Origin of the sequence: Pseudoalteromonas sp. MT33b (assembly GCF_014117385.1) — a bacterium.
Lineage (GTDB): Bacteria > Pseudomonadota > Gammaproteobacteria > Enterobacterales > Alteromonadaceae > Pseudoalteromonas > Pseudoalteromonas lipolytica.
Window position 1 is genome coordinate 64,351 of the sequence record NZ_CP059832.1, and the last position, 23,451, is coordinate 87,801.

Annotated in this window: 19 protein-coding genes; 11 read left to right on the forward strand and 8 right to left on the reverse strand. The window is 40.0% G+C overall.

Features of this window, described 5'->3' with window-relative positions:
* Positions 1-7 precede the first annotated feature (7 nt).
* On the reverse strand, positions 8-304 hold the full coding sequence (locus H3302_RS16390) for a DUF1496 domain-containing protein (protein ID WP_051501899.1): 297 nt from the start codon (positions 302-304) through the stop codon (positions 8-10).
* Positions 305-399: 95 nt separating this feature from the next.
* Here H3302_RS16390 and H3302_RS16395 point away from each other — a divergent pair, with 95 nt between their 5' ends.
* Together H3302_RS16395 and H3302_RS16400 are read left to right on the forward strand one after the other, a co-directional pair.
* A complete protein-coding gene (locus H3302_RS16395; RefSeq protein ID WP_036972742.1) occupies positions 400-630 on the forward strand; it encodes a TIGR02647 family protein in 231 nt (76 codons plus the stop codon).
* A 151-nt stretch (positions 631-781) separates the two neighbouring features.
* Entirely contained in the window at positions 782-3,463 is a 2,682-nt protein-coding gene (locus H3302_RS16400; RefSeq protein WP_075593338.1) for a PKD domain-containing protein, read from the forward strand.
* 40 nt (positions 3,464-3,503) lie between these two features.
* Here the strand turns inward: H3302_RS16400 and maiA are convergent, their stop codons facing one another.
* Together maiA and hmgA are read right to left on the reverse strand one after the other, a co-directional pair.
* Complete coding sequence (maiA, locus tag H3302_RS16405) at positions 3,504-4,133, reverse strand: maleylacetoacetate isomerase (protein ID WP_065979152.1); 630 nt, start codon at positions 4,131-4,133, stop codon at positions 3,504-3,506.
* Positions 4,133-5,440, reverse strand: coding sequence for a homogentisate 1,2-dioxygenase (hmgA, locus tag H3302_RS16410; protein ID WP_065979153.1), 1,308 nt, complete (start codon positions 5,438-5,440; stop codon positions 4,133-4,135). Before hmgA ends, maiA begins: the two co-directional genes overlap by 1 nt.
* 103 nt (positions 5,441-5,543) lie before the next feature.
* Between hmgA and H3302_RS16415 the strand changes: the two genes are divergently transcribed.
* From H3302_RS16415 to H3302_RS16435, 5 genes are all read left to right on the forward strand, one after another.
* Positions 5,544-5,999: a MarR family winged helix-turn-helix transcriptional regulator gene (locus H3302_RS16415; RefSeq protein WP_074989146.1), complete on the forward strand. Its 456-nt coding sequence runs from the start codon at positions 5,544-5,546 to the stop codon at positions 5,997-5,999.
* 96 nt (positions 6,000-6,095) lie between these two features.
* Positions 6,096-6,908 (forward strand): hypothetical protein, encoded by an 813-nt coding sequence (locus tag H3302_RS16420; protein ID WP_036972731.1) that lies wholly within the window; start codon positions 6,096-6,098, stop codon positions 6,906-6,908.
* Positions 6,908-7,948 carry an extracellular solute-binding protein gene (locus tag H3302_RS16425; RefSeq protein WP_182396601.1) on the forward strand — a complete coding sequence of 347 codons (1,041 nt, stop codon included), beginning with the start codon at positions 6,908-6,910 and terminating at the stop codon, positions 7,946-7,948. Before H3302_RS16420 ends, H3302_RS16425 begins: the two co-directional genes overlap by 1 nt.
* Positions 7,948-9,447, forward strand: a complete 1,500-nt coding sequence (locus H3302_RS16430) for an iron ABC transporter permease (RefSeq protein WP_036972726.1) — start codon at positions 7,948-7,950, stop codon at positions 9,445-9,447. Before H3302_RS16425 ends, H3302_RS16430 begins: the two co-directional genes overlap by 1 nt.
* A gap of 11 nt (positions 9,448-9,458) precedes the next feature.
* Entirely contained in the window at positions 9,459-10,469 is a 1,011-nt protein-coding gene (locus tag H3302_RS16435; RefSeq protein ID WP_036972724.1) for an ABC transporter ATP-binding protein, read from the forward strand.
* Positions 10,470-10,856: 387 nt separating this feature from the next.
* On the opposite strand, the gene H3302_RS16440 is transcribed toward H3302_RS16435, so the two are convergent.
* Both H3302_RS16440 and H3302_RS16445 read right to left on the reverse strand, forming a co-directional pair.
* Positions 10,857-14,018, reverse strand: a complete 3,162-nt coding sequence (locus H3302_RS16440; RefSeq protein ID WP_118844958.1) for a TonB-dependent receptor — start codon at positions 14,016-14,018, stop codon at positions 10,857-10,859.
* A gap of 34 nt (positions 14,019-14,052) precedes the next feature.
* A complete protein-coding gene (locus H3302_RS16445; protein ID WP_180311843.1) occupies positions 14,053-14,916 on the reverse strand; it encodes a S1/P1 nuclease in 864 nt (287 codons plus the stop codon).
* A gap of 217 nt (positions 14,917-15,133) precedes the next feature.
* Between H3302_RS16445 and H3302_RS16450 the strand changes: the two genes are divergently transcribed.
* Both H3302_RS16450 and H3302_RS16455 read left to right on the forward strand, forming a co-directional pair.
* Positions 15,134-16,039: a hypothetical protein gene (locus H3302_RS16450; RefSeq protein ID WP_036972989.1), complete on the forward strand. Its 906-nt coding sequence runs from the start codon at positions 15,134-15,136 to the stop codon at positions 16,037-16,039.
* On the forward strand, positions 16,026-16,973 hold the full coding sequence (locus tag H3302_RS16455) for a hypothetical protein (protein WP_036972710.1): 948 nt from the start codon (positions 16,026-16,028) through the stop codon (positions 16,971-16,973). Before H3302_RS16450 ends, H3302_RS16455 begins: the two co-directional genes overlap by 14 nt.
* A gap of 77 nt (positions 16,974-17,050) precedes the next feature.
* On the opposite strand, the gene ushA is transcribed toward H3302_RS16455, so the two are convergent.
* Positions 17,051-18,658 carry a bifunctional UDP-sugar hydrolase/5'-nucleotidase UshA gene (ushA, locus tag H3302_RS16460; protein ID WP_074989151.1) on the reverse strand — a complete coding sequence of 536 codons (1,608 nt, stop codon included), beginning with the start codon at positions 18,656-18,658 and terminating at the stop codon, positions 17,051-17,053.
* Positions 18,659-18,733: 75 nt separating this feature from the next.
* Positions 18,734-18,931, reverse strand: coding sequence for a hypothetical protein (locus tag H3302_RS16465; protein WP_036972706.1), 198 nt, complete (start codon positions 18,929-18,931; stop codon positions 18,734-18,736).
* A 248-nt stretch (positions 18,932-19,179) separates the two neighbouring features.
* Between H3302_RS16465 and H3302_RS16470 the strand changes: the two genes are divergently transcribed.
* A complete protein-coding gene (locus tag H3302_RS16470; RefSeq protein WP_182396602.1) occupies positions 19,180-19,920 on the forward strand; it encodes a peptidylprolyl isomerase in 741 nt (246 codons plus the stop codon).
* Positions 19,921-19,967: 47 nt separating this feature from the next.
* Here the strand turns inward: H3302_RS16470 and H3302_RS16475 are convergent, their stop codons facing one another.
* On the reverse strand, positions 19,968-20,381 hold the full coding sequence (locus H3302_RS16475; protein ID WP_182396603.1) for an MAPEG family protein: 414 nt from the start codon (positions 20,379-20,381) through the stop codon (positions 19,968-19,970).
* Positions 20,382-20,549: 168 nt separating this feature from the next.
* On the opposite strand from H3302_RS16475, the gene H3302_RS16480 reads away from it, so the two are divergent.
* Complete coding sequence (locus tag H3302_RS16480; RefSeq protein WP_182396604.1) at positions 20,550-23,429, forward strand: insulinase family protein; 2,880 nt, start codon at positions 20,550-20,552, stop codon at positions 23,427-23,429.
* Positions 23,430-23,451 lie beyond the last annotated feature (22 nt).

A 23,451-nucleotide genomic window follows, 5' to 3' on the forward strand; every position in this document is an offset into this window, starting at 1 on the left:
CTAGATGCTAATTGACACGAATTGTTTTCGCCTGCTTAGGGTAAATAATATCGCCGTTTTCATTCAATCGATACCACATGAGATCACTATTAGACAGATGGTCTGTTTTTGTAGCGCATATAAGCATGCTGTTCGCTACAGCAATAATCGCACCCTCGGTATAGCGTTTATTTTCATACCAGCATACCTTTGCGTTGGTTAATGCACTGTCACCATCTAGCACCACTAACGGAGTGTCTTTCGCTGTTGCTATATGAGAAAACACTAAAAAAAATAATAAAAAGATTGAGATACGTGTAAGCAAATTTCACCCCGCAGTAGCAGTTTTTAATATCTTCACTAAGCTTAAGTCTATATGCTATAAAAACACAATGATGGAAATAATAAAAAGGTGAACATATGCAATTTGATAAAAATATGATTGACGAATTAACACTCCTCGCTAAATTCCCGCGAAATTCAAAAATGCAAGGTATTAAGATTCATTCTGATGCAGATTCTTCACTGATTGATGCAGCGAAGCGCTTATACGATAAAGGAATTACTGATAGCAGCGATGGAGGCTACCTAACCGATTTAGGTCTTGATTTAATAGAACATGTTACATTGATCCACTCGGCTTTAAAATAGCCACAACTGCTTAGATAAGCCTAAATCCGCCCACATTTAGCCAGTTTATTATTAGTTTTTTGCTAATAGTTAACTGGCAAATTCACTAAACCATACTATCATTCAGTTTTCATTCATTTAAATTCATTTTATTTAAATAAAGGGACTCGTGATGAAAACGAATAAACTCAAACTTGCACTTCTAAGCAGTACAATTACTTTATTATTAGCTGGCTGTGGTTCGGACAATGATGAAAATGAACCTGAAGTCGTCGACACTCCCCCCGTCATTCAACTTGATAGCACTGCGAGTGTAAAAGAGGGTGAAAGCACAGAATTATCAGCAACGGTTACCGATGATAACGCGAGTATTAGCTACAACTGGGTACAAGATTCAGGCCCGAATATTACGCTAACGGGAGCAGACACAAACTCTATCAGCTTTATTGCGCCAGCACTTGATAACGACACAGAAGCTATGTTTACGCTTACGGCTACGGACTCAGCAGGCCAAGCTACATCAAAATCAATTACGGTGAGTTTGTTGAATAATGTTGCCCCTAAGGTCTCTGCAGACTTTGGCTCTGCACAAGAAAAGTCGATGGCGACACTCTCAGTAAATGCGACTGATGACGATGGCAGTATTAGCAGTTATAACTGGGAGCAAACAGCAGGGCCCACAGTTACGTTGAGCAGTGCGACTGAACAACAAGTGTCATTTACTTTACCAAGTGTTGCCGAAGATACCGAGCTTAAATTCAAAGTAACAGTTACAGATGATTCAGGCGATAGTACTGAATTAGAACAAAGTTTCACTATAGCGAGTATCGATAACACGTATACCTTAGCGGGTTCAATTACGGGTGATAAGTTTAGTAATGCGACCGTTAATGCAACTTTACTCGGTACTAATTACACACAAATGAGTGATGCTAACGGTGATTTTACGTTTACGTTTACTGTTGACGATGATGAAACGAATCTGTTTAGTCGTATTAATGCTATATCTGCGACTAATTCGAGTCTTGAATACAGTGCATTTGTTTCCGATTTAACTGCCAATGCCCAAGTACAAGCAGCACCCAAAATTAAGGCTAATTTTGCCCATGGTGATGAAGGCGCTAATACGGTAAGTTTAAGCGCTGTTTCTACGGCGTTAGTTGCGCTTATTACAGCGGCAAATGAGGGGATACCACCGGCTGACCTTGAAAGCTTTTCATTGGTAGAAAAAGGGGTTGATCCAGATGTGTTGATTGAAGCTGCAGCCGTCGTGAAATATGCGACCGAAAATGAAGTGACCCTTCCAGAAGGAACGGAAAATTTAATTGATCTTATTGAAAACCCAGACGCTTATAACGAGTTTGTCGCCGCTGTTGAGCAATCAAACCCAGGCGCAATCGAAAATGAAGTTGCAAAAATAATAGCAGATCCAGAACTAACCCCACCTGTCGATGAATCATCTCTACCTGCTTACTATGTAAGAACATACCCTACAGCAAAAGGGTTCCTTTCACGTGGTGGCCAGCAATACACATTTGAAGAAAACGGTATGGGCAAATATGTTCATAGTAGTGGCGCTGTTAATTACAATTGGGCACTTACTGAAGGTGTGATCACACTTGATTTTACTAGTGGTCAGGGCATTATCGGGTTCCTTTCTGTTGATGTCGGCGTTGCAGGGCTTTCTCAGCAACAAGTTGATGATCTTTTCAATGCAGGGATTTATCAAGTTGAAGTCACCTACTCACCTCAAACAGCGACGCTTAAAAGGATTGTCGAAGGTGAGAGCATTGATAGTTATCGCTTAACAATGTCACAAACGGCTCAAATGACACCTATTTACTTGGGCGAAAATGTGATTGAAACACCTGAATTTAACGTTTCAAATGAATCAGATGTCTCAATGAGAAAGCCATATTCAGGCTCTGACCTTGCGTTTAAAGCTGAAGATATGGGAGGCACTTGGGCAATACAACATTATCAAAGTGATAGTGATGATGGGGTTGTCGGATTTGTTTTAGACCCATACGTTTTTTCTGCTGATAATACGGGTAAATTACAAGATGCAGAGACAGCACTTCAGTGGCAAATCGAAGAAGGTGTGCTTAAAGTTACTTTCCCTGATCAGCGATATCAAGAAAGCCGAATTATTGACCAGTTAAATGGTGATTTACAATTACTGAATGTTGCATACTCCGCAGAGGGCGCTGTTATCGCAACTGAAGTTATGTATGGCTTTAAGGTTGACGAAACGAGTGCAGCCGCCGTTGATGTAACAAATGAGCCCGGCAATTTCTGGCAGACTATGATAAATCAGTGGACAAAAGCAAACTGGAAAGATGGCAAGCTTGAGTTTTATTATGAAGGTAACAGCGATAATGGCTTTAATGTGTTTGGCTTTCAGTTAACAAAAACGGATAGTCGCCGTTTAAATCTAGTCAATGGCACCGAGCAAGATTATACCTTAGATGGCGTAAATGTAGGTTGGATGCAAGAATCTAGAGACGTCACGATTAACTATTTTGGTAATTTTTCATGCAGTGATGATATGTCTAAACCTTGTCGTAAACGTGAATGGGAGATATTAAAATCTCAACCCGGTGTTGCCGGTGAACGATTATACGTAAAAGAAAAAGACTATTATTTGTTAGATGAAAATGGTTGGTACAATAGCCAAGGTGCGCCTTCTTTAGTGATTGCTCCACGGATTAATATCTATGAAACAATTCCTGAAAATTATTGGATGCCAGAGACGATGAAGTCGAGTGGAGCACCTAGCTTGTTTAATACAACCAGCAGTTCAACAAACTATACGATACTTTCACCTAATAAAGATAAATCATCCGTTAACTAATCCTTGCAGCAAAAGGCCCGATTAAATCGGGCCTTTTAATTTATATTGAATCGGGTTGATTCTGCGGGGCTGCATCAATAAATGCATCAAGTGTATTACAGTGTTCATACACAGCGGCGATTTTTGGATATTTTTTCATATCAACGTTAAAACGCAGTGCATTAAATACTTGAGGCACTAAACAGACATCAGCTAAGGTTGGCTCATTCCCTACACAAAAACGATTACCCTCATCTAACATTTTTTCTATGCTGTCGAATCCGACCTCAACCCAATGCTTATACCACGTGTTCTTAGCCTCATCATCGACACCAAGATCATTGGCTAAGTATTTTAAAACGCGTAAGTTATCAATTGGATGAATATCACAGGCTACGGCGTAACAAAGATTACGGATCTGTGCTTTTTGCCATGCATCACCCGTCAGTAAAGGGATTTCTGTATGGGTTTCTTCAAGCCATTCTAAAATAGCTAATGATTGCGCTAAAACCCCGTACTCGGTTTCTAACGCTGGCAAAAGGCCTTGTGGGTTTTTTGCCAAATAGGCATCGCTTTGCTGTTCCGATTTTAATAGATTTACGGTTACAAGTTCATGATCAATGTTTTTTAAATTAAGGGCGATACGAACGCGGTACGCCGCAGATGAACGAAAATAGCTATAAAGTTTCATTATACGTCCTGTTTACCTGTAAAGTGTTTTTTAATAGTTCGCCAACAATCTGTGTAGTTTGCTTGGCGCTCTTTACCTTCAAGGGCATATTTTGTTGGTGAAATAACGTAACGTGATTCAAACATAAATGCGAGTGTATTTTCATAGCGTTGTGGCTGTAAATCTGCATTCGACGCTTTTTCAAATACATCAGCTTCAGGCCCATGTGGTGACATACAATTATGTAGACTTGAGCCGCCCGGTACAAAACCGTGCTCTTTGGCATCGTAAACACCTTCAATTAAGCCCATAAATTCACTCATAATATTGCGATGATAATAGGGTGGGCGGAAAGTGTTTTCTGCTACCATCCATCGTGGAGGGAAAATAGCAAAATCTATATTTGCGACACCCTCAGTACCTGAAGGTGACGTAAGGACAGTAAAGATTGATGGATCTGGGTGATCATAGCTTACGGTATTCATGACATTGAAACGCGCTAAATCATATTTATAGGGCGCACTATTACCCGTCCATGCGACCACATCGAGTGGTGAATGACCAATATCACAACGGAACATGTTACCGTTAAATTTCGCAACTAATTCAAAGTGACCTTCGATATCTTCAAATGCAGCAACAGGGTAGTGGAAGTCACGGTCATTAGCGTAACCGTTTGCACCAACTGGACCACGCTCAGGCAATATATACGCATGGCCATAGTTTTCACAAATATAACCCCGCGCAGTCTCCGTTAATAAATCAACTGCAAACTTAATGCCTCGTGGAATAACGGCAATTTCACCGGCACGCACTGTTAATTTGCCGCACTCAGTTCTAAGCAGTAGTTCGCCTTGTTGAGGAACAAACAACATCTCGCCATCTGCATTGTAAAAGTAACGGTTATCCATAGACTTGTTAGCGACATAAATATGAATACCAATACCTGTTTGTGCATTTGCGCTACCATTTGCCGCCATTGTGACTAGACCGTCGATAAAGTCAGTTGGTTCTGTTGGGATATCAATCGGATCCCAACGTAGCATCGTCGGTGGTGTTGGTACTTCGGTGATTGGTGCAGTGCGAATTAAACCATTATCAATTGCTGTATAGTCGCCTTGAACAACCGAAGGACGAATACGATAAAACCATGTTCTGCGATTATCTGCACGCGGTGCTGTAAAAGCCGTTGTGCTAAATTGTTCAGCGTATAAATCGTAGTTTACTTTTTGTGGGCTGAACTGACCAATTGGTAATGCACCCGGCAGTGCTTCGGTTTCAAATTCATTACCAAAGCCTGTCATATATTGTAATTCGTTGTTATTCATCACTAGACTCCTGAAAGGTTTTAGGTAAGATACTCTCATGTGAGAGTAAATTCAAATAGGATAGAATTTAACTCTGTAAATATTTTTTGACAGTAAAAAAGCCATGACAAAAGAGATGAAAGCGACATTTGATTTAAACAGTTTTCTGCCCTACACACTCAACAATATTGCAACGCAAATGAGTGAACAATTTAGTGAGCTATATCAAAGCCAATTTGACTTAACCGTGCCACAATGGCGCATTATTGCCAATCTAGCCCAATACGGTCAGCTAAGTGCAAAATCGTTATGTGATTTGGCACACATGGATAAGTCTACGGTATCAAGAGCGGTTAAACGCTTATTAGAAAGAGACATTATAAGCGCCCAATCTGATCCACTCGATAAAAGAGCAACCTTACTGTCATTAACACGTGATGGCAGCGATATGGTTGAAAAAATTAGTCCGGTGGCATTAGATTGGCAAGCAGAGATGCTAAAAGACATAGATGAACATGAATATGAAAACTTTATCTCAACGCTGAATAAAGTTTACAATAGCCTCAATAAAAATGTTTAATTCTGTAATCTTAGTGCTGCTACATATTGATTTAGTGAATCGATACGGATATGATAATCGATATCATTTACAATTAGAAATTTGGATGCTCTCCCTATGAAATTAGCGTTAAACACAATGAAGACTTTTGGCCTTAGCCTTGTATTAGCATCAGCATTTATTACGCAACCAGTATTGGCAAATGGCCCAATTGGCGAGCACGTTAATCACCTTAAAGCAAACTTAAAAGATTATTCTGATGATGTTGAGTGGATGATAGCAAAAGTGGATGCTTTAGTGACAGAGTATGAAAAAAATGGCGCTAAGGCTGTTAAAAGCGATGATTTAATTGAGTATTGGGAATCAGTAAAGTTTCACAGTGCCATCGAAACTAATTACGTTCCAGTTTATGCATCTATTTGGCAAAGCATTTATGGTATTAAAATGGCCATCGATGATAAAAAACCTGCAAGCGAAGTACGTCAACACCAGCAGGCACTAGATGCGGCTCTATGGCAGGGGCTAGGGGCTGTTAAATTAGCCGCTGATTTTCAACAAAAAGGCTTATTGAAAGCGGTAAAAGCGACGGCCTCTGAAAACATGACGCAAAGCGCCACTATTGATGAAATTAAACATAAGTTAGACCGCGTTGTGGCAAAATATGCTGAGCGTTTAAGCGACGAAGCGACTCAAATTGTACACGATACTTACCTTCACTTATTTGAAGGCGTAGAAGGTACTCTAATTGAAAAAGACGCAAAACTTGTGGAAGTACTTGAAAAAGATTTTAACGTCACACTTCCAAAAGCCATTTCAGACAAAAAAGACGTTGACCAAGTTAGAAATGTGGTTATTGATATGCAAGAAAAACTTGATCGCGCTAAAGTGCTATTAGAAGAAGCTGAAAAGTCACGTAAGGATGTATTTTAGTGAAACGCAGAACCTTTATTCAAGGGCTGGCTGCGTTAGGGGTAGTGGGCAGCATGCCATTACCTCTTTCTCGTGCTTTTGCCGCAAGCCCAGTAAGCCCAATTTTAGTGAATGACCTACCAGCCCTAGAGGGCGATCTGACTTTATACCTAGGCCGTGGTGAAGGTGGTTTATACGAAAACGTATTGAAATCAATCGAAAAGAAAAACCCAAAACTTAACCTATCGATTCGTCGCGGGCCGACAGCAGCGCTTGGAAATATGATTGTTGCTGAAGCAAAAGCAGGCGTGAAACGGGCTGATTTATTTTGGGCTGTGGACTCAGGTGCAATTGGTTTAATTACTGATGCAGGACTCGCCAAACCGTTACCAGGCGATTTAGAATCGCAATTACAGCCGCAATTTCGCTACCCAGGTTGGGCACCCGTGACAGGGCGTATCCGTACCTTACCCTATAACACGAAGCGCCTCACCAAAGAGCAAATTCCAGATAGCATTATGGCGATAGCCGATAGCGATTTATCAATTGGCTGGGCACCCGCCTATGCATCATTCCAGTCATTTGTAACTGCAATGCGCATTCTTGAAGGCGATGATAAAACCGCTAAGTGGCTTAAAAAAGTCCAGAAACGTTCTAAAACGTATGCCGGTGAATTAGGTGTAGTGATGGCTGTTGAGCGTGGTGAGGTTGATATTGGTTTTGCAAATCACTATTACACACTTAGATTAAAGTCGGGCAAACCTGATGCAAATCTCGATCTTGCCTTCACAAATCAAGACGCGGGTTGCTTAGTTAATGCCTCGGGTGTACTTTCATTAACCGATAACCCGAATGCAATGAACTTTATGCGCTATTTATTAAGTGCAGAAGTACAAAGCTACCTTGCTCGCGAGGCCTATGAAATTCCGCTTATTCAAGGGATTGAACAGCCTTCTGGCTTACCTGCTTTATCAGCAATATCACCACCGAAAGTTGATTTAACACAATTGGCAGATTTAAGGCCAACACTTGACCTTATGCGAAGTAGCGGTGTTCTATAATGCGCATACCTGCTTCATATCCTATGGCGCTGCTTGCAGCGCTTTTGGCGTTAGCGCCTGTTTATATTCTGATCACCTTAGCCAGTGATGCAACAGCTATTTTTGATAGTCATAATTTAAAAATTCTTGGTAATACCTTATCCCTCATGGTGTTAACCGTAATAGGCTCAATTTTAATTGGGGTTCCTCTGGCATTTATTAGTGCCTATGTGCAGCTTCCTTTTAAGAAGTTTTGGCTGGTGTTGTTTGCAGCGCCGCTTGCAATACCAAGCTACATCGGTGCATTTACGCTCTACGCAGCGTTTGGTCCAGGTGGTGAGATAAACCAGCTATTAGGGTTTGAAACCCCACCTATGTATGGATTAACAGGTGCAGCGATTGTGATGACGCTGTATACCTTTCCATTTGTAATGCTGACTACACGTTCATCATTGCTCAGTCTTGATGCAAGCATGGTTAACGCTGCACGCACCTTGGGTATGTCGATGACAATGAGTGTGTTTAGAGTCATATTACCGCGAGTAGTTAATGGGATTGCTGCCGGCTCTTTACTGGTGGCTCTGTATACGTTGTCGGACTTTGGCACGCCAGCTATGATGCGACTTGATACGTTTACCCGTGTGATTTATGTCGAATATAACGCGTTTGGTTTAAGTCGCGCGGCAATGTTATCACTGCAACTAATGGTAATTGTCGGCTTTTTATTGTTTATGGAGTCGCAAATAAAAACGGCCTCAGAGCGTCATGGTCGGCCATTAATGTTATTTCCAACGAATGGTCAAAAGTGCATGATGCTATTAACTTTTGCACCCATTTTGATTTTGGCGATTTGCTTACCGCTCGGTATTTTTTGCGTGTGGTTAGCGCGTGATGGCTTTGCTAATTTTGACTTCAGTATTGCATGGAACTCAGCGTACGCCTCGGGCCTAGCTGCCATTGTTGCTGTAATAGTTGCTGTGCCTGTAGCGCATGCCGCACTGACCGGTAAAGCGGGACGTATTATGGAGCGCGTGACTTATTTTGGTTTTGGTATACCGGGTATCGTAATGGGAACTGCGCTGGTTTATGGTGGATTGCAATTACCAATGTTGTATCAAACTCTTGCTTTATTAGTCATTGCGTATGTATTACGTTTTTTACCGCTAGCAGTTGGTTCTGTTCGCACCAGTACTGAGCACTTAGATTCAAGCTTGGTTAAGTCTGCAAGGGTGTTAGGAGCAAGTCCTCGTGAAGCATTTTTACGCATTACCTTGCCTTTAACCTTACGTGGTATTATTGCCGGGGCTGCGCTTGTTTTCTTAGAATCGATGCGTGAGCTTGAGGCGACGTTGTTACTTGGCCCAACAGGGTTTGAAACCTTATCTACGTATTTATGGCGTGTTTATGAAGCGGGCTATTTTGGTCGCGCAGCGATTCCAGGTTTGCTTCTTGTCGTGATATCAGCGTGTGGTTTAGCTATAATGCTGTCCGGTGAAAAACGCAGTCAATTAGAACATTAAGGATCAGTTTAATGCTATCAGTTAGTAAGCTGTCTATCGATTATGGTAGCAATCGAGTGGTAAGTGATCTTAACTTGTCACTAGGCAAAAGTGAGATCCTCATGCTAGTTGGACCAACTGGCTGTGGTAAAAGTACAATATTACAAGCACTCGCAGGGCTTATCCCTATCAGCGAGGGTGAAATTAACTTAGGTTCGTGGCGTGCAACGCCAAAACAAAAAGTTCCGCCTGAAAAGCGCAAAGTGGGTATGGTTTTTCAAGACTTTGCGTTATTTCCGCATTTAACAGTGCAAGAAAATATTTGTTTTAGACTGACAGATTCAGCTAAAGGAGATCATTGGATTGCATTATTGGGTCTTGAAAAGTTTCGCAACAAGAAACCGGCCACGTTATCAGGTGGTCAGAAGCAACGTGTTGCACTGGCACGTACACTTGCGCATGAACCTGATTTTGTTTTATTGGATGAACCCTTATCAAACCTTGACGCGGCATTAAAAGATACGTTGCGATGGGATATTCGCAATGCATTGAAAAAAGCGGGTGTTCCCGCTATTTGGGTTACGCATGATCAAGAAGAAGCATTATCTATTGGTGATAGAGTTGGTGTATTGAAAGAAGGGGTTATTCAACAACTCGACACACCAGAACGTTGTTTTAGTTTACCTAGTAATCGTTTTGTTGCTCGTTTTCTTGGTGAGGCAAGTTTTATTTCTGGAAAGTCGTTAGGTGATATCGCAACAACTGACCTAGGGAATGCACCTATTATTAAAATAGATCATGACTCAGCCGATGTTGATGTACTTTTGCGCCCTGATGATGTTCATCTTATTCAAAATGCAAGTTCAACCAATGGCAAGGTGACATGGGTGCGCTATGAAGGTGGCAGCCGTTTGTGTGCAGTGAAACTTGCATGTGATACGGTTGTGACGAGTCGCGTAAGCCATGAAGTGATTGTCCGCCCTGATGATGAAGTTCATGTGTCAATCAACACCACTCATCCCCTTGCGGTCTATGCAGTTTAAATAAATCATTTATGCAGGTCTTTAAGGCCTGCAACTTCTCTTTCCTATTCAATTTAATACTTGTTCGCACTCATACTTAATCATTTTGATGGGTTAAACCGGTTGCTACTTAGGTAAAGATTTGTGATTTGCGACTGCATGGATGCAGGAGGCAGTGCAATGCAGGAGCAATTGCCGAGAACACCTAAATAACAAAACTTTTGCCTTGTTATCATCGAGGCTTGTTGCCTCAGAATAGCCCATTTAATTAAGCGTAATGGTATAAGCTTTTCTTTTAGGCTCTTTAATTTATAAATTAGCAACTAACAAGAATAACGTTTAAAACGTAAAAAGCCCGCCAGTAGGGGCGGGCTTTAGGCTTTATTTTATAACAAGACTAACTTGTTATTAGAATGTGTAACGAACGCCTACACGCATTTCCCAAACAGAAGCACCACTTTGCGTAGCTGTTTTGCCATTGTTAGGGCTGAAGTCAGAGTAAACATAACGACCCTGATCATCGATTGATGTCTTAATCATACGGTTACCAACAAAGTTACCTTTCTTAAGTACACCCCAGTCATCATTTAGAAGGTTTGTTAAGTTATCGATAACGAAGAACACTTCACCTTTGTGACCGTCCATGAACCCAGGTACTTCTTGAGTCATTTTGAAGTTAACTTTAGTGAACCAATCTGCATTTTGGCGGTTACGAGCTGAAATAGTACCGCGCTCTAAACCATTTGCAGAAATCCATTGGTTAAACTCATTAACTTCTTCTGGTGTCATGTCGTAAACAACATTTGGATCATCAACTTCAGGAATATACATTAACTGACGACTACGGTTTGAGTTGCTGTCACCGAATACAGAGTCACTGCCGTTAAACGTGTAGCTATAAGGTAAGCCTTTGTATGTTTCACTGAATAAGTTGAAGCGCGTGTTATAACCATCAAACAGCTCAGTTGTGTAACCAAGAGTCATAGTAAAACGATGCGGGATTTCGTAATCAGAAGTACGGGCACCTGGGTTTTTAGGATCAAATGTTGCCATGTTGCCGTAGTTCGAGCTCGCTACAGAACTTGTCATTGGGTTAACATCTGTAGAGTCTGTATAAGCATACGCAATTTGCATGCTAATGCCGTTATCAAAACGCTTGCTCATAGCCGCAGAGATAATTTGTGATTCACCGCTGTCGCCATTAACGTTTGTTAGTAATAAGTCACCGCTACGGCCTTCAATAGACTCAAGAACTGGACGACCATCAAATGTAGTTTCACCTGAATCACGTAACGCAATATCTTGTACAATTGCAGCATCTTTACGTTTTGTGAATAAGTAATCTACAGAGAAAACATACTCGTCTTCAGTTGTGTACGTTGCACCAATAGAGTATTTCCACTCAGATGGCATTTCAAAGTTAGGATCCACGGCATTAACTGATGAATCGCCTGCACCGATTTGAGTGTTAGCAACTTTATCAAATAAATCTTGTGGTACTTCATAACCTGGAGTGCCGCCATTGACGTTTGGTGTGTCAAATAAGTCTAAGCGTGCTTGTCTTTTCGCTTCATCTAGGAAGTAAACACCGTCTACGTCTTTAATACCAGTACTAATGTTCGTGATACCGTCGTTTGAATACGAGTTAGATAGCCATACGTTCGGGTTACCACCTGAGAATAAACCAACGCCTGCACGTACTTCTAATGCATCTGTTGCATACCATTCAAAACCAACACGAGGCTGAATTAAATCAATACCATCAAATGTTGACTGATTGCTGAAACCGTAACGATTAGTAAAGTTTTCGTTGAAGTTTGGCTCATCATCACTTGTGTAGCGGTCGTAGCGTAGACCGAATGTTAATGTTGCGTCTAAATCAGTGAAGCTGTATTCATCTTGTACATAGAAAGTATGTTGAGCATACGAGAAGCTTGCTGCAGCGTCTGTTGGATCATTTGTCGATGCCGCGTTGTTGTAGTACAAGCCACTCGCGATTCCATCTTCGAAATCATCTACTGAGTTAAAACGCCACTCACCTTGCGTGTGCTGTACGAATTGGTTGAACACGTCAAGTTTTTCGTATTCATAGCCGCCAGTGATAGTGTGTTGGTCTAGGTAATAAGTACCCGCAAGTTTCACTGTTGTTGTTTCGTAGTCTAAATCGTTTGATTGACGAGAATCATCTGGACCAATGTAAACTGTACCGCCATCAGACGTACTAATCTGCATTTCACCGAAGCTGCTTGCTGCATCTAAAGATTGTACAGTCGCATCTAATTCAGATTTACCAACGCGGATTTCTGTTGAAAATTGATCAGACCAATCTGAGTAGATTGAACCGATTAATGATGTGAACTCAGCACCTTGCTTGAAGAAATGATTTTCTAAAGCAACAGTATCGCTGTATGCATCAGACTGAGACAGTGTAAAACCATCATTGTAGTTGTAAATTAAGTTTGCACGGTGTGCATCGTTAATGTTCCAGTCTAGTTTTACTAAGATTTTTTCATCTTCTACTGGAGCGCTTGATGGCATACCGCCTGCGTTATAGCCGTATACATCTTGAGCGATTTGCTGAACACGAGTAAGATCTGCAGCAGAAACACTGCCTGTATCTAAACCAGCGTATTCATACTGTTTAACACCTTCAAGCTTTTCATAAGATGTGAAAAGGAAAAGGCTATCTTTAATAAGTGGTAGACCTACGTTAAAGCCATAACGTTTTTCAGTGTAGTTACCTGGGTCAACTTCTCTTCCTTCGATTTTGTCACCTTTCATAGAGTCATTGGTGTAATCGAAGAACATACCACCGTGAACTTCATTGCCGCCTGATTTAGTAACGGCATTGATGTTACATGATGTGAAACCACCGTATTGAACGTCAAAAGGTGCAAGTTCTACTGCAACCTGTTCAATTGAATCAAACGAGAAAGGTGCACGGATTGTCGGGTAACCGTTTGAGCTTAGGCCGAAGTTATCGTTCATACGAACGCCGTCAAGCGTTAAGCTGTTAAAGCGTGGGTTACCACCACCACAGTTAATTGAACCACGGCTATCATCAATTGTTACACGTGGGTCAATACGTACGATGTCACGTAAGTCACGGTTGATTGCTGGTTGGTTTTCTAAATCTTCAAGTGTAAACGTTGCAGCTGGACCTGTACCACCCGACATACGGCTGATAGGACGACCTGTAACAACGATTTGTTCTACATCAGTTTGTCTTTCTAACGTAACATTAACAGGGTAGTCAGCACCAACTTGTAGGTTAATGTTGTTAAACGTTTGATCTGCAAAAACGTCAGAATCTACAACAACGCGGTAAGGACCACCTACACGAAGACCTTTCGCTGTGAAGTAACCCGCATCATTCGTTTCAGTTTCTTTTGTTGAACCTGACGGTAAGTGTACGATTGTAATCTTTGTGCCAGCAGCAGGATTACCGTTTGGCCCTTTAATCTGACCCTTGATAGCAGATGTTGTTTCATTTGCTAACGCTGCACCACTTACACCAACACATGCTGCAATAGCAAGTGACAGGGCTGTTTTGCGGAGTTGGATTTTCATTATGTTATTTCCCGTGTTAAAGGTTATGTTTCATTTATAGTTTGCTGTCAGTTGGCATCTTTAGTGCCTTTACTAACGGTTTTGCTGATTTATCAAACAACGAATTTAATAAACCGGCCAATCTGATCCCACCTTGTTGTAGGCGAGTTTTTATAACTGGTACATTTTTATAGATATAACTATAACTTATGTTTGTTTCATTTTCTTTATAGATTGATTTTGCAATATTATGAGATTCTATTAACCAATCGCTTGGAGAGCTTGAGAGGTAATCTGCTATAAGTTCTTCATTTTTTGTGTCTATAAATTGCGCAAATTCACTATAGGACAAGTTTTCGTTTTCAATTAACTTTGTGTCCCATAAGCTATGTAAATTGGTATTCTGACCGAAGAATGTGACAGAAATATTATTTCCGCCGCGGTCTTCGCCTCTACCTGCATGAAAAGGTTGGTGACTATCGCCGACCAAATGAACTAAAAAGCGCAAAGCGAACTGCTTTTCAGCAATAGATGCATTGTCATTTTTTAATACTGTAATTGAGTATTCAATGCCTTCTAAAATATCTGTAACAGAGTCTTTATTATGGTGTGCGTGTTCATCGTACTTTGGCTTTGCATCGCCTTCATCAAAGTTTATGTAATGCCAGCGTGATGATTTCTTTTGCCAAAATGTTTCAGGTGCTGAGCGCATTTCGTCGGCCCAGGTAGCAATTTGAGGTAATGATTCACCGTCTAATAGGGGAGTTAAAGCCTGGCGAGTGGTGTCGGTAATATGGTTTGCAGCTACTTCACCTACAATACGGTGGCCGTTTTGCCCCCATGCGTGAGAAGGTGAGCTCATTGACATAGATAAAATGCCAGTTGATATGAGCAACATTGTTTTTGTTTTTTGTAACATTGAGTCAGTGTCCGAATAAATGCGTTATTAAGCACGATTCCATAATGTTAATTCTCCTGAATTTCAGCTGAAATAGAAAGGACTCAATAAGATTCATAATTTCTTGTTCATAAATTCATAAAATCAATAGGTTACAATGTTTAAGTAAAGTTACCTATTGCAATGAGTAAGAATAATTGTTCAAATAGAGACAACAGTGCGTTGTTGGCTATTAAAATTGAATTTGAAAACAATACTAATAAAAAAATCATCGATTGTTACATTTTTGTTTCTGTCTCTTATTTTGTTTTTTTGCATCGGAACGATGCAGAGTAAAGCACCGATTTCTGATATTGACGCTTTCATAGAAACTTCGTATCAATGTGCAACAAAGTCAGATGTTAATCTTAATGAACTTGTTGTTTATTCATCAGGTAAAGTGCTTGCTGAGGACGTTGCGAAAGTACTGTGTAGTGATGACACTATTAGTAAGCAATATGGAACGGTTACTTCTTACTGGGGCTATAAAACCTCAGACACAATCGAGTTTTTAGGTAAAGGAATTGCTGATCTTATTCTCGCTAAAGAGAATCTTATAAATGCGTTTATGGCAGAATCGACCTATAACTACCAAGCTGTAGTTGGGTTTCCAAATTACACCGCTTATTTAATTTCAAGTACTGAAAAACCACGTGTAGAGAAAAGTTACTTTCTTGATAAACGTATTGGCCTGTTAGATTATCCGACAAGTCGTTCTGGTCATATACTACCGAAGCAATTATTCAAAAAGTTAGATATTAACCTTGAGAATTTAAACATTGTTTATGCCAGCTCTCATTCTGAACTGAGAGAATTACTTGCCAGTGGTCAGGTCGATTTGATTTCTTCATATTGGCAAGATTCGGATCAAGCAAAGTTTTCCGCAAATTATATTACCCCGATTAGCGATAATATTAGTGGTAGTCGCTGGTACTTAAAAATGGAAAATGAAAATACTGATCTACTTTGTGCTGTGCAATTACGCTTAACAGAATTAGCGCGCAGCCAGAATTCACACTACTTTAATCATGTAGAATCATTTTGGGAATGTGATGCTGAAAAGCAAATAAAACGCAGTACAGGGGAAAACAATGCTGCCAACTAGAGTAAAGTTTGCTTATGCAGTGGTTTTCTGTGTCGCAAGTATTATGATGTTTGCGAGTTATATTTCTGCAAAATATAGTGATAACCGTGCGAATAATGCGTTAACAATCGTTAAAATAGAAAATCGCATTGCACTTGACCTGAACTACTTAAATTTACCCGATGACTTTCTTAAACATTCGGGTAGTAAAGACATGGTGCTTAATTATATTGAGCAGTTAAATAGCCAGTTATCTGCCTCTGATGTGTTTGTTTACTCTATTGAGGGAATTTCAGAATACCCTGCGCGTGCAGATTTGATTGTGAAACAATTGCATACACCACAAAAATCTCTCAGTGTTAGTTTTGTCGTAGACTCCTCGATATTTGAAAAAAATGACATTGTTGTATTGATTTTAGTTTGTGGATTTGCAGGATTGTTTACCTATTTACTCTTTTTGAGTGAGCGCACTAAGATAAAAATTGCGAAACATACCCCTGATGTTGAAAAACATACTCAATTGCAACCAAAACTGATTGTTGACCTTAAAAGTAAAACATTGTCAGCAAATTGCGACACAGAAAAAACCGTTGCTTTAGCGAATAAGCCGCTGTGTTTTTATTTGGCCCTAGTTGAGTTTTGTGTTGAAAACCCAGACGTCATACTTAATCAAAATAAAGATGTTCCCGATGAGTTGTTAGCACTGGCTAATAAGTATTTTTACCGGTTAGTAGAACTTGGTCACACCATACGCAAACGACCAAATTTCACGAATAGTTTAGAAAAAACATTAAGTGAAATACGCGCGGCCCTTGATGAGGTTTGGCAGGAACTCCCAGAAATTAAAGACACCTATTATCCACCTAAAGCACATGGGGAAGGGTCTCGCTCTCGTCTACACCATTATGGTTTAAAGGGCATTACGCTAGATGACATTGAAGTCATTGGAAAATAACAACCACAAAGTAGCTTATAAGAAATAAAAAAGGGAAGTGCATGTTACTGACTTCCCTTGCTTTATTTACTTTGCCCCTAATTAGGCGCGTAATCAGCCGCTTTTAGAGGACTGTTTTGTTCGAAGTAACGTTTCAATGCCTGTGCATCGGTATCATCAGTACTAACGAATCCGGCTTTTTTGGTAAGCGTTGGATAACCATCACCGCCTGAGGCATTGTAGCTATTGATACTCATACGGTAGGTTTTAGTCATTTCAATTGGCGCACCATTAATTTTAACATCGGATAGCTGATTGTTTTCGCGTTTAAAACTAAGCTTATGATATTGTAAATACGCACCTGAGTCGGGTGGGAATGATGTCACAACGTCAAGGTAATCAAACAGGTCTTTACCTGTTATATCAATGTACGTAATTCTATTTTTAAACGGGTGTACTTTTAAAATATCTTTGTAGCTTACATCACCTGCGTGAATACTATCTCGGATACCACCGCCACTAATTATGCCAAAGTCAGCTCCGACAGATTGCATTTGTGCTGCAATAATCACGCGAGCTAGGTTTACTTGTTGATAACGCACTTTATTACGATCTCCTTCTAGTTTGCTATCAACTTCACCTATTTTCCCTGCAATTTGGGCTGCGCCTTTTTCTTGGTATACAGCAAGCATGTTTTTGAGTGACTTATCAGGCTCTATATAATCACCTGCTAGCTGTTTTTTACCCTCTTTATTTTCAACATATAAGTTAACAGGAATAAGTGAATAGTTAAGGAGAGTCAATTCGTCACCTTCTAGTTTAAATTCGGCTTTACCAACATATTTACCCCATTCATGGGCTTGCATAATCCATGTCCCATTTTGTTGATCTGGTTTACAAGCCTTTCCTGGTGCAAAATTAACATCTGCGACATTCTCTTCTGACATACACACAGGCTCTTGAGAGTGGCCGCCTACGATAATATCAATCATACCCTTCGGTAAATTGCGCGCCATTGTCACGTCGCCGGGTGCATTAATACCATAGTTTGCATCGACATAATGGCCCATATGCGTAACAGCAATTGTAATATCGGGATTATATTGCGCCTCTATTTTAGGGGCTAAGCGGGTTGTCACAGTGACCGGATCTTGAAAATCTAGCCCGCCAATGTATTGCGGATTACCAATCTTTGCCGTATCCGTGGTCGTTAAACCAATGACGGCTATTTTAAGGCCATTTTTTTCGAATACTTCATAAGCCTGATAGGCTGTTTTTCCGGTTTCTTTATCAAAAATATTGGCAGATAAGAATGGAAAGTTTGACCACTGTTGTTGTTTATCTAAAACAGCTAATGGGTTATCAAACTCATGGTTTCCAATTGCCATTGCATCATAACCAATTGCAGACATTCCTTTAAAATCTGGTTCAGCGTGCTGTAAGTCAGATTCAGGAATACCAGTATTAATATCGCCACCAGACAATAATAATACGGCGTGTCCATTGTTGACTGCTTCTGCTTTTAATCGATCAATAAGGGTCTTACGAGCAGCCATGCCGTATTCACCTTGTTCATTGTGCCAAAAACGGCCATGGTTATCGTTCGTGTGGAGAAGTGTAAGGTATTGAACACTATCAGTATGATTTGAAGAGCTACTACATGCAGTGAGTGTGACAAGTAGTGAAGATAAAATAAAAAAGCGCATAATATGTTGCCTGATAAAAGCATGAGGTTAATTATGCGCTTAGTTTAAACGACTGAGGTTTAAATTAAATGACTTTTATACGTTTTTATTGCTCATTTGTGTATTTAATTGTCCCGTCGCCGCTAATTGTCTACGTTGTAACTCTTGTTCAGCATAATGGGATTTTTGGTGGTTATTACCAACCATCCAGTTAAGGAAGCTTGCTGGGAGCTTATTGTATGGCTCACCTTGGTGTAAGCCAAAATCGCAGATTGCGGTTTCTTCATTAGCCATAGTGGTGTTCCTATGTGTTCATTGTTGTCGTGTAGATACTAACAAACTCAGTGTATTTGATAAGACGATTTTGCTTTTAAAAGCAATTTTTATATAACTAAAATGAATACGCGATGTAAATAAGTGTAACTAAGTTGTGATTGATTTGATGTGTTTTGTGTAACTGTTTGGTCTGCTATTTTACGACAGCTGTTTTTTGTTTAGTCTCTTGGCAGTTTTATAATAAAAATTATCAGGAATGATTAATAATGAAAAAGCACTTGGTATCTTCATTGTTATTTGCTGCGTGTTTCCAAGCAAATGCAACGGTTGTAGAAATGCAAACCGATCACGGCACTATTACTATCAACTTATATGATCAACAAACACCGGTAACAGTTGAAAACTTCTTAAGCTACGTTGGCGATGGCGCGTATGATGGCAGTGTTATTCATCGCTCTGTAGATAACTTTGTTTTGCAAGGCGGTGGCTTTAGTTATGATACTGATTTTAAAGAGATTGAAACGAAGCCTGCAATAAAAAACGAACCTGAGTTATCAAATGTGAAAGGCACAATAGCGATGGCCAAACAAGGCGGCAATGCGAATAGTGCAACAAGCCAATGGTTTTTTAACTTAAAAGATAACAGCGCGAATTTAGACGTACAAAATGGTGGTTTTACTGTGTTCGGTGAAATTACAGCAGATAGCCAACAGGCAATTGATGCAATTACGTCTTTGGTCCATTGTGGTGAAATTCCCGTTGTAGGCCTTAATAAAGAGCAGTGTCCAGATACGACATCGGGTTTTAATGCTGAGGACTTAGTGACGATTAACAGTGTTATTATCGTAAATGACGACCCTAACTCATCTGCATCGCTGCAACCTAAAGAAAACACCTTAATTGACAATGTTGATTCTGGGGATGGGACCAGTGGCGGAAGTTCAGGGAGCATGGCATGGCTGCTATCTCTTCTTGCCTTTGCAGGCGTGAGTCGCTTTAAAAAATAAACACCTATTTCGGTAAGGCGTTTAATTCGCCTTACCGAGTATGGACGCTAAAAAACGCGAGTTAAAATGACCACCCACATAGATAGCATTACTAAACTGCTAATAACAAAACTGTAATAACGCACTTTTAACGTATTTGATGTTAAATGAATATAACTGTGCACAACACGCAGCAAAACATAAACCCACGCTAATGCCACAAACATATAACCTACCGCATTTAACTGTAAGGCTGTTAAACAGGCAATAAAGAACAACACAGGCATTTCGAATTGATTAATAAAATTTCGATCGGCGACACGCACATCTGAGCCGGCTTTTTCGAGCTCCATGGTAAGAAAATCTTTCATTTCAATTGTTTTTTGCTTTGCAGCACGAAAACGACGATTACCCATTATGAACATAATAATGAACGTAAGTAAGACCTGTGTGAACATTGCTACAATTAGCCACTTTTCCATAGTTCATCCTTTGTTATAGTTATAGTTGTAAAATTTAAGTCGTTAGTCCTGCTTTTTTCACAATGTGTTACAAACTTTTAGGGTTGTTTCGCTAAAAAGCATTGAATTGCGACCTATGAAAACTCATGATAAATAATAATTAATGTAATATCTAATGGATACAATAAAATGACAAAAATAATAGGGCTTAGTGCGATTGCATTTGCAGTTTTAGCAGGCTGTTCTTCTACTTCTACACCACCGAGTGTTAATACCAGCCTGATCCCAGACTCGTTGGTTGTTAGCCCAAACGATAGCCGTGAATACAAAACACTTAAATTAGACAACGAAATAGATGTTATTTTAATTTCAGATCCCAGTGTTGAAAAATCAGCGGCAGCCTTAAGTGTGGGTGTTGGTCTTTTGCATGACCCTATGTCACAACAGGGGATGGCACATTATTTAGAGCACATGCTATTTTTAGGAACCGATCGTTACCCGGATACTAAAGGGTACAGTGACTTTATGACTAAAAACGGTGGGGCACATAATGCTTATACGTGGTTAGATATTACCAACTATATGTTTAAAGTGAATAATGATGCATACGATGAAGCATTAGATCGTTTTGCAGATTTCTTTAAATCACCCAAGCTATATCCTGAATACACCGATAAAGAAAAAAATGCAGTAAATGCGGAATGGTCAATGCGCCGTGAAATGGATTTTTTTGGGCAATTTAAGTTAGCGCGTAAAATGATGGGTTCACACCCAGCTAATCGTTTCTTAATCGGAAACCTTGAAACTTTAGGGGATAAAGAAGGCAGTAACTTACATCAGCAAACAGTTGAGTTTTATAATAAGTACTATTCATCTAACATCATGAAAGTTGCAATGATTTCTAATCGTCCGCTTGCTGAAATGGAAGCTAAAGCAAAGCAATATTTTGCAGACATTGAAAACAAAAATATCGAGAAACCCACTGTCACAGCTAAGTTAGACTTTGACCAAGCCGGTGGCAAACGTGTTTATTACTCGCCAAATGAAGATGTTAAGCAACTTCAGTTAGAGTTTACGATTGCTGATAACAGTAATCAGTTTGCCGTTAAGCCAAACCGTTTTGTTTCTTACCTGCTGAGTAATGAAATGCAAGGTAGCCCCGCTCAAATTCTACGAGATAAAGGCTGGGTTTCTCAATTAACAGCGTCTGCTGCTCCGACACAATATGGTAACTATGGCAGTTTAACTGTGAACGTTGAGCTGACAGATGCAGGCATGCAAAACCGCGAGGAAATTGTCGCTACCATCATGCAATACATTGCATTGATAAAAGAGCAGGGTGTTGATAGTAAATACTTTAATGAGATCCGCACTTCTTTAAACAATGAATTTCAGTTTTTAGAAAAAGGCGATGAGTTTGGTTATGTAAGTAATCTAACTGATAGCATGCAAAAGTTCCCTGTCAATAATGCAATTAATGCACCTTATTACTACGCTCAATTTGATGCTGAAGCCGTGCAGAATGTGCTGTCTCAACTAAATGAAGATACTTTGCGTATTTGGTATATATCTAAGCAAGAAGAAACAGACTCACAGTTACACTTCTATGATGGTAAATACCGTATTGAAGATATTAGTGAAGATGAAATTAAACGTTGGAGTCAACCAAGTGAATTTGCACTTGCCTTACCAACCGTCAATCGCTTATTACCCGAAAGTTTTGCTATTAAAACGGGTGAATTTAAGCAGCAAGATCATCCTAAACTCGTGTTTGATAAGCAAGGCGTAAAAGTATGGCGTCAAGCAAGTCAGCAATTTGCTGAGCAACCTAAAGGCTTAGTCGAAGTTTATTTCAATACACCCGATGCATTAGTTGACGCAAAATCACAGGTTCTCTACTCAATTTGGGCTGATGTCTATAATTTACAACAAAGTAAACTAAGTACTGAAGCTGCTGTTGCGGGGATGAGCCTTGGCTTACAGCCAAGTAATGGATTGATTTTATCACTCAGTGGCTTTACCGATAAGCAAGACGTTTTACTTGCACAAGCGTTAGAAAATCTGCAATTAGACGTGTCTCAAGAAGGGTTTGCACAAGCGATTGACCGCTTTAAGCGCGATTTATTAAACCAGCAAAAGCAATTTCCGTTTTATCAAGCTTTTGGTGAGTATTCTAAATTAATTCGCAGTGGTAAGTTTGATACTGAGACATTAATTGCCGCAGCAGATGAACTCACTTTGGCTGACTTTGAAAGTATTAAACAATCAACCCTAGCAGCTAATGACTTACGTGTATTCTCATTCGGTAATTATAATCAAAAAGATGTTGAGTCAATTGCAAATAAATTGATAGCCATTTTACCAAAGGGTCATAAAACGACGGAGTTTGCGCGCAGCAAAGCGTGGTTACCACAAGAAGGTGAGCGCATAGTATTACAAAAAGACATTGATGTAGCTGATGTTGCGATCATCGATATGGTCGTTCATCCAACGCCGGGTTATAAACAAAAAGCACAAGCACAAGTGTTGCAAAACCACTTCAGAACTGTTGCTTTTGATAAACTGCGCACCGAAGAGCAATTAGCTTATGCGGTGGGTGCATTGGCTCGACCTATTGAAGATTACTCTGCGCTTGGTTTGTACATTCAAACACCTGTTAAAGGGCCAAAAGAGATGCAAACGCGTTTTGATGAGTTTAAAAAACAATACGCTGTAGAGCTTGATAGTATGACAGAAGAGACATTTGCTCAGCTTAAAAATGCCACCCTCGTGTCGCTAAAAGAGCAACCAAAGAATCTCAGTGATGAAATGTCGCCACTTATTAACGATTGGTACCGTGAAAACTTTAACTTTGATTCGAAAGAGCAGTTAATTGCTGAAGTTGAAAAAGTGACGTTGGCTGACTTGAAAGACTATTACAAGCAAACCATGTTAAATGATAAGGCGCCGCGTTTAAGCGTGCAAATGCGTGGTAGTAAGTTTGCAGACAAACCATTCGCCGACTTCGAAAATCAAACTAAAGTGACTAATCTAGAAACCTATTACAAAGGAATTAAATTTCAAAAGTAAGTTATCTGGTGTGTCATTACAA

What these genes read in the sequence shown, in the direction of transcription:
- H3302_RS16395 (WP_036972742.1), top strand. Translation starts at nt 400, where the DNA reads ATGCAATTTGATAAAAATATGATTGACGAATTAACACTCCTCGCTAAA.
- H3302_RS16400 (WP_075593338.1), top strand. Translation starts at nt 782, where the DNA reads ATGAAAACGAATAAACTCAAACTTGCACTTCTAAGCAGTACAATTACT.
- maiA (WP_065979152.1), bottom strand. Translation starts at nt 4,133, where the DNA reads ATGAAACTTTATAGCTATTTTCGTTCATCTGCGGCGTACCGCGTTCGT.
- hmgA (WP_065979153.1), bottom strand. Translation starts at nt 5,440, where the DNA reads ATGAATAACAACGAATTACAATATATGACAGGCTTTGGTAATGAATTT.
- H3302_RS16415 (WP_074989146.1), top strand. Translation starts at nt 5,544, where the DNA reads ATGACAAAAGAGATGAAAGCGACATTTGATTTAAACAGTTTTCTGCCC.
- H3302_RS16420 (WP_036972731.1), top strand. Translation starts at nt 6,096, where the DNA reads ATGAAATTAGCGTTAAACACAATGAAGACTTTTGGCCTTAGCCTTGTA.
- H3302_RS16430 (WP_036972726.1), top strand. Translation starts at nt 7,948, where the DNA reads ATGCGCATACCTGCTTCATATCCTATGGCGCTGCTTGCAGCGCTTTTG.
- H3302_RS16435 (WP_036972724.1), top strand. Translation starts at nt 9,459, where the DNA reads ATGCTATCAGTTAGTAAGCTGTCTATCGATTATGGTAGCAATCGAGTG.
- H3302_RS16440 (WP_118844958.1), bottom strand. Translation starts at nt 14,018, where the DNA reads ATGAAAATCCAACTCCGCAAAACAGCCCTGTCACTTGCTATTGCAGCA.
- H3302_RS16445 (WP_180311843.1), bottom strand. Translation starts at nt 14,916, where the DNA reads ATGTTACAAAAAACAAAAACAATGTTGCTCATATCAACTGGCATTTTA.
- H3302_RS16455 (WP_036972710.1), top strand. Translation starts at nt 16,026, where the DNA reads ATGCTGCCAACTAGAGTAAAGTTTGCTTATGCAGTGGTTTTCTGTGTC.
- ushA (WP_074989151.1), bottom strand. Translation starts at nt 18,658, where the DNA reads ATGCGCTTTTTTATTTTATCTTCACTACTTGTCACACTCACTGCATGT.
- H3302_RS16465 (WP_036972706.1), bottom strand. Translation starts at nt 18,931, where the DNA reads ATGGCTAATGAAGAAACCGCAATCTGCGATTTTGGCTTACACCAAGGT.
- H3302_RS16470 (WP_182396602.1), top strand. Translation starts at nt 19,180, where the DNA reads ATGAAAAAGCACTTGGTATCTTCATTGTTATTTGCTGCGTGTTTCCAA.
- H3302_RS16475 (WP_182396603.1), bottom strand. Translation starts at nt 20,381, where the DNA reads ATGGAAAAGTGGCTAATTGTAGCAATGTTCACACAGGTCTTACTTACG.
- H3302_RS16480 (WP_182396604.1), top strand. Translation starts at nt 20,550, where the DNA reads ATGACAAAAATAATAGGGCTTAGTGCGATTGCATTTGCAGTTTTAGCA.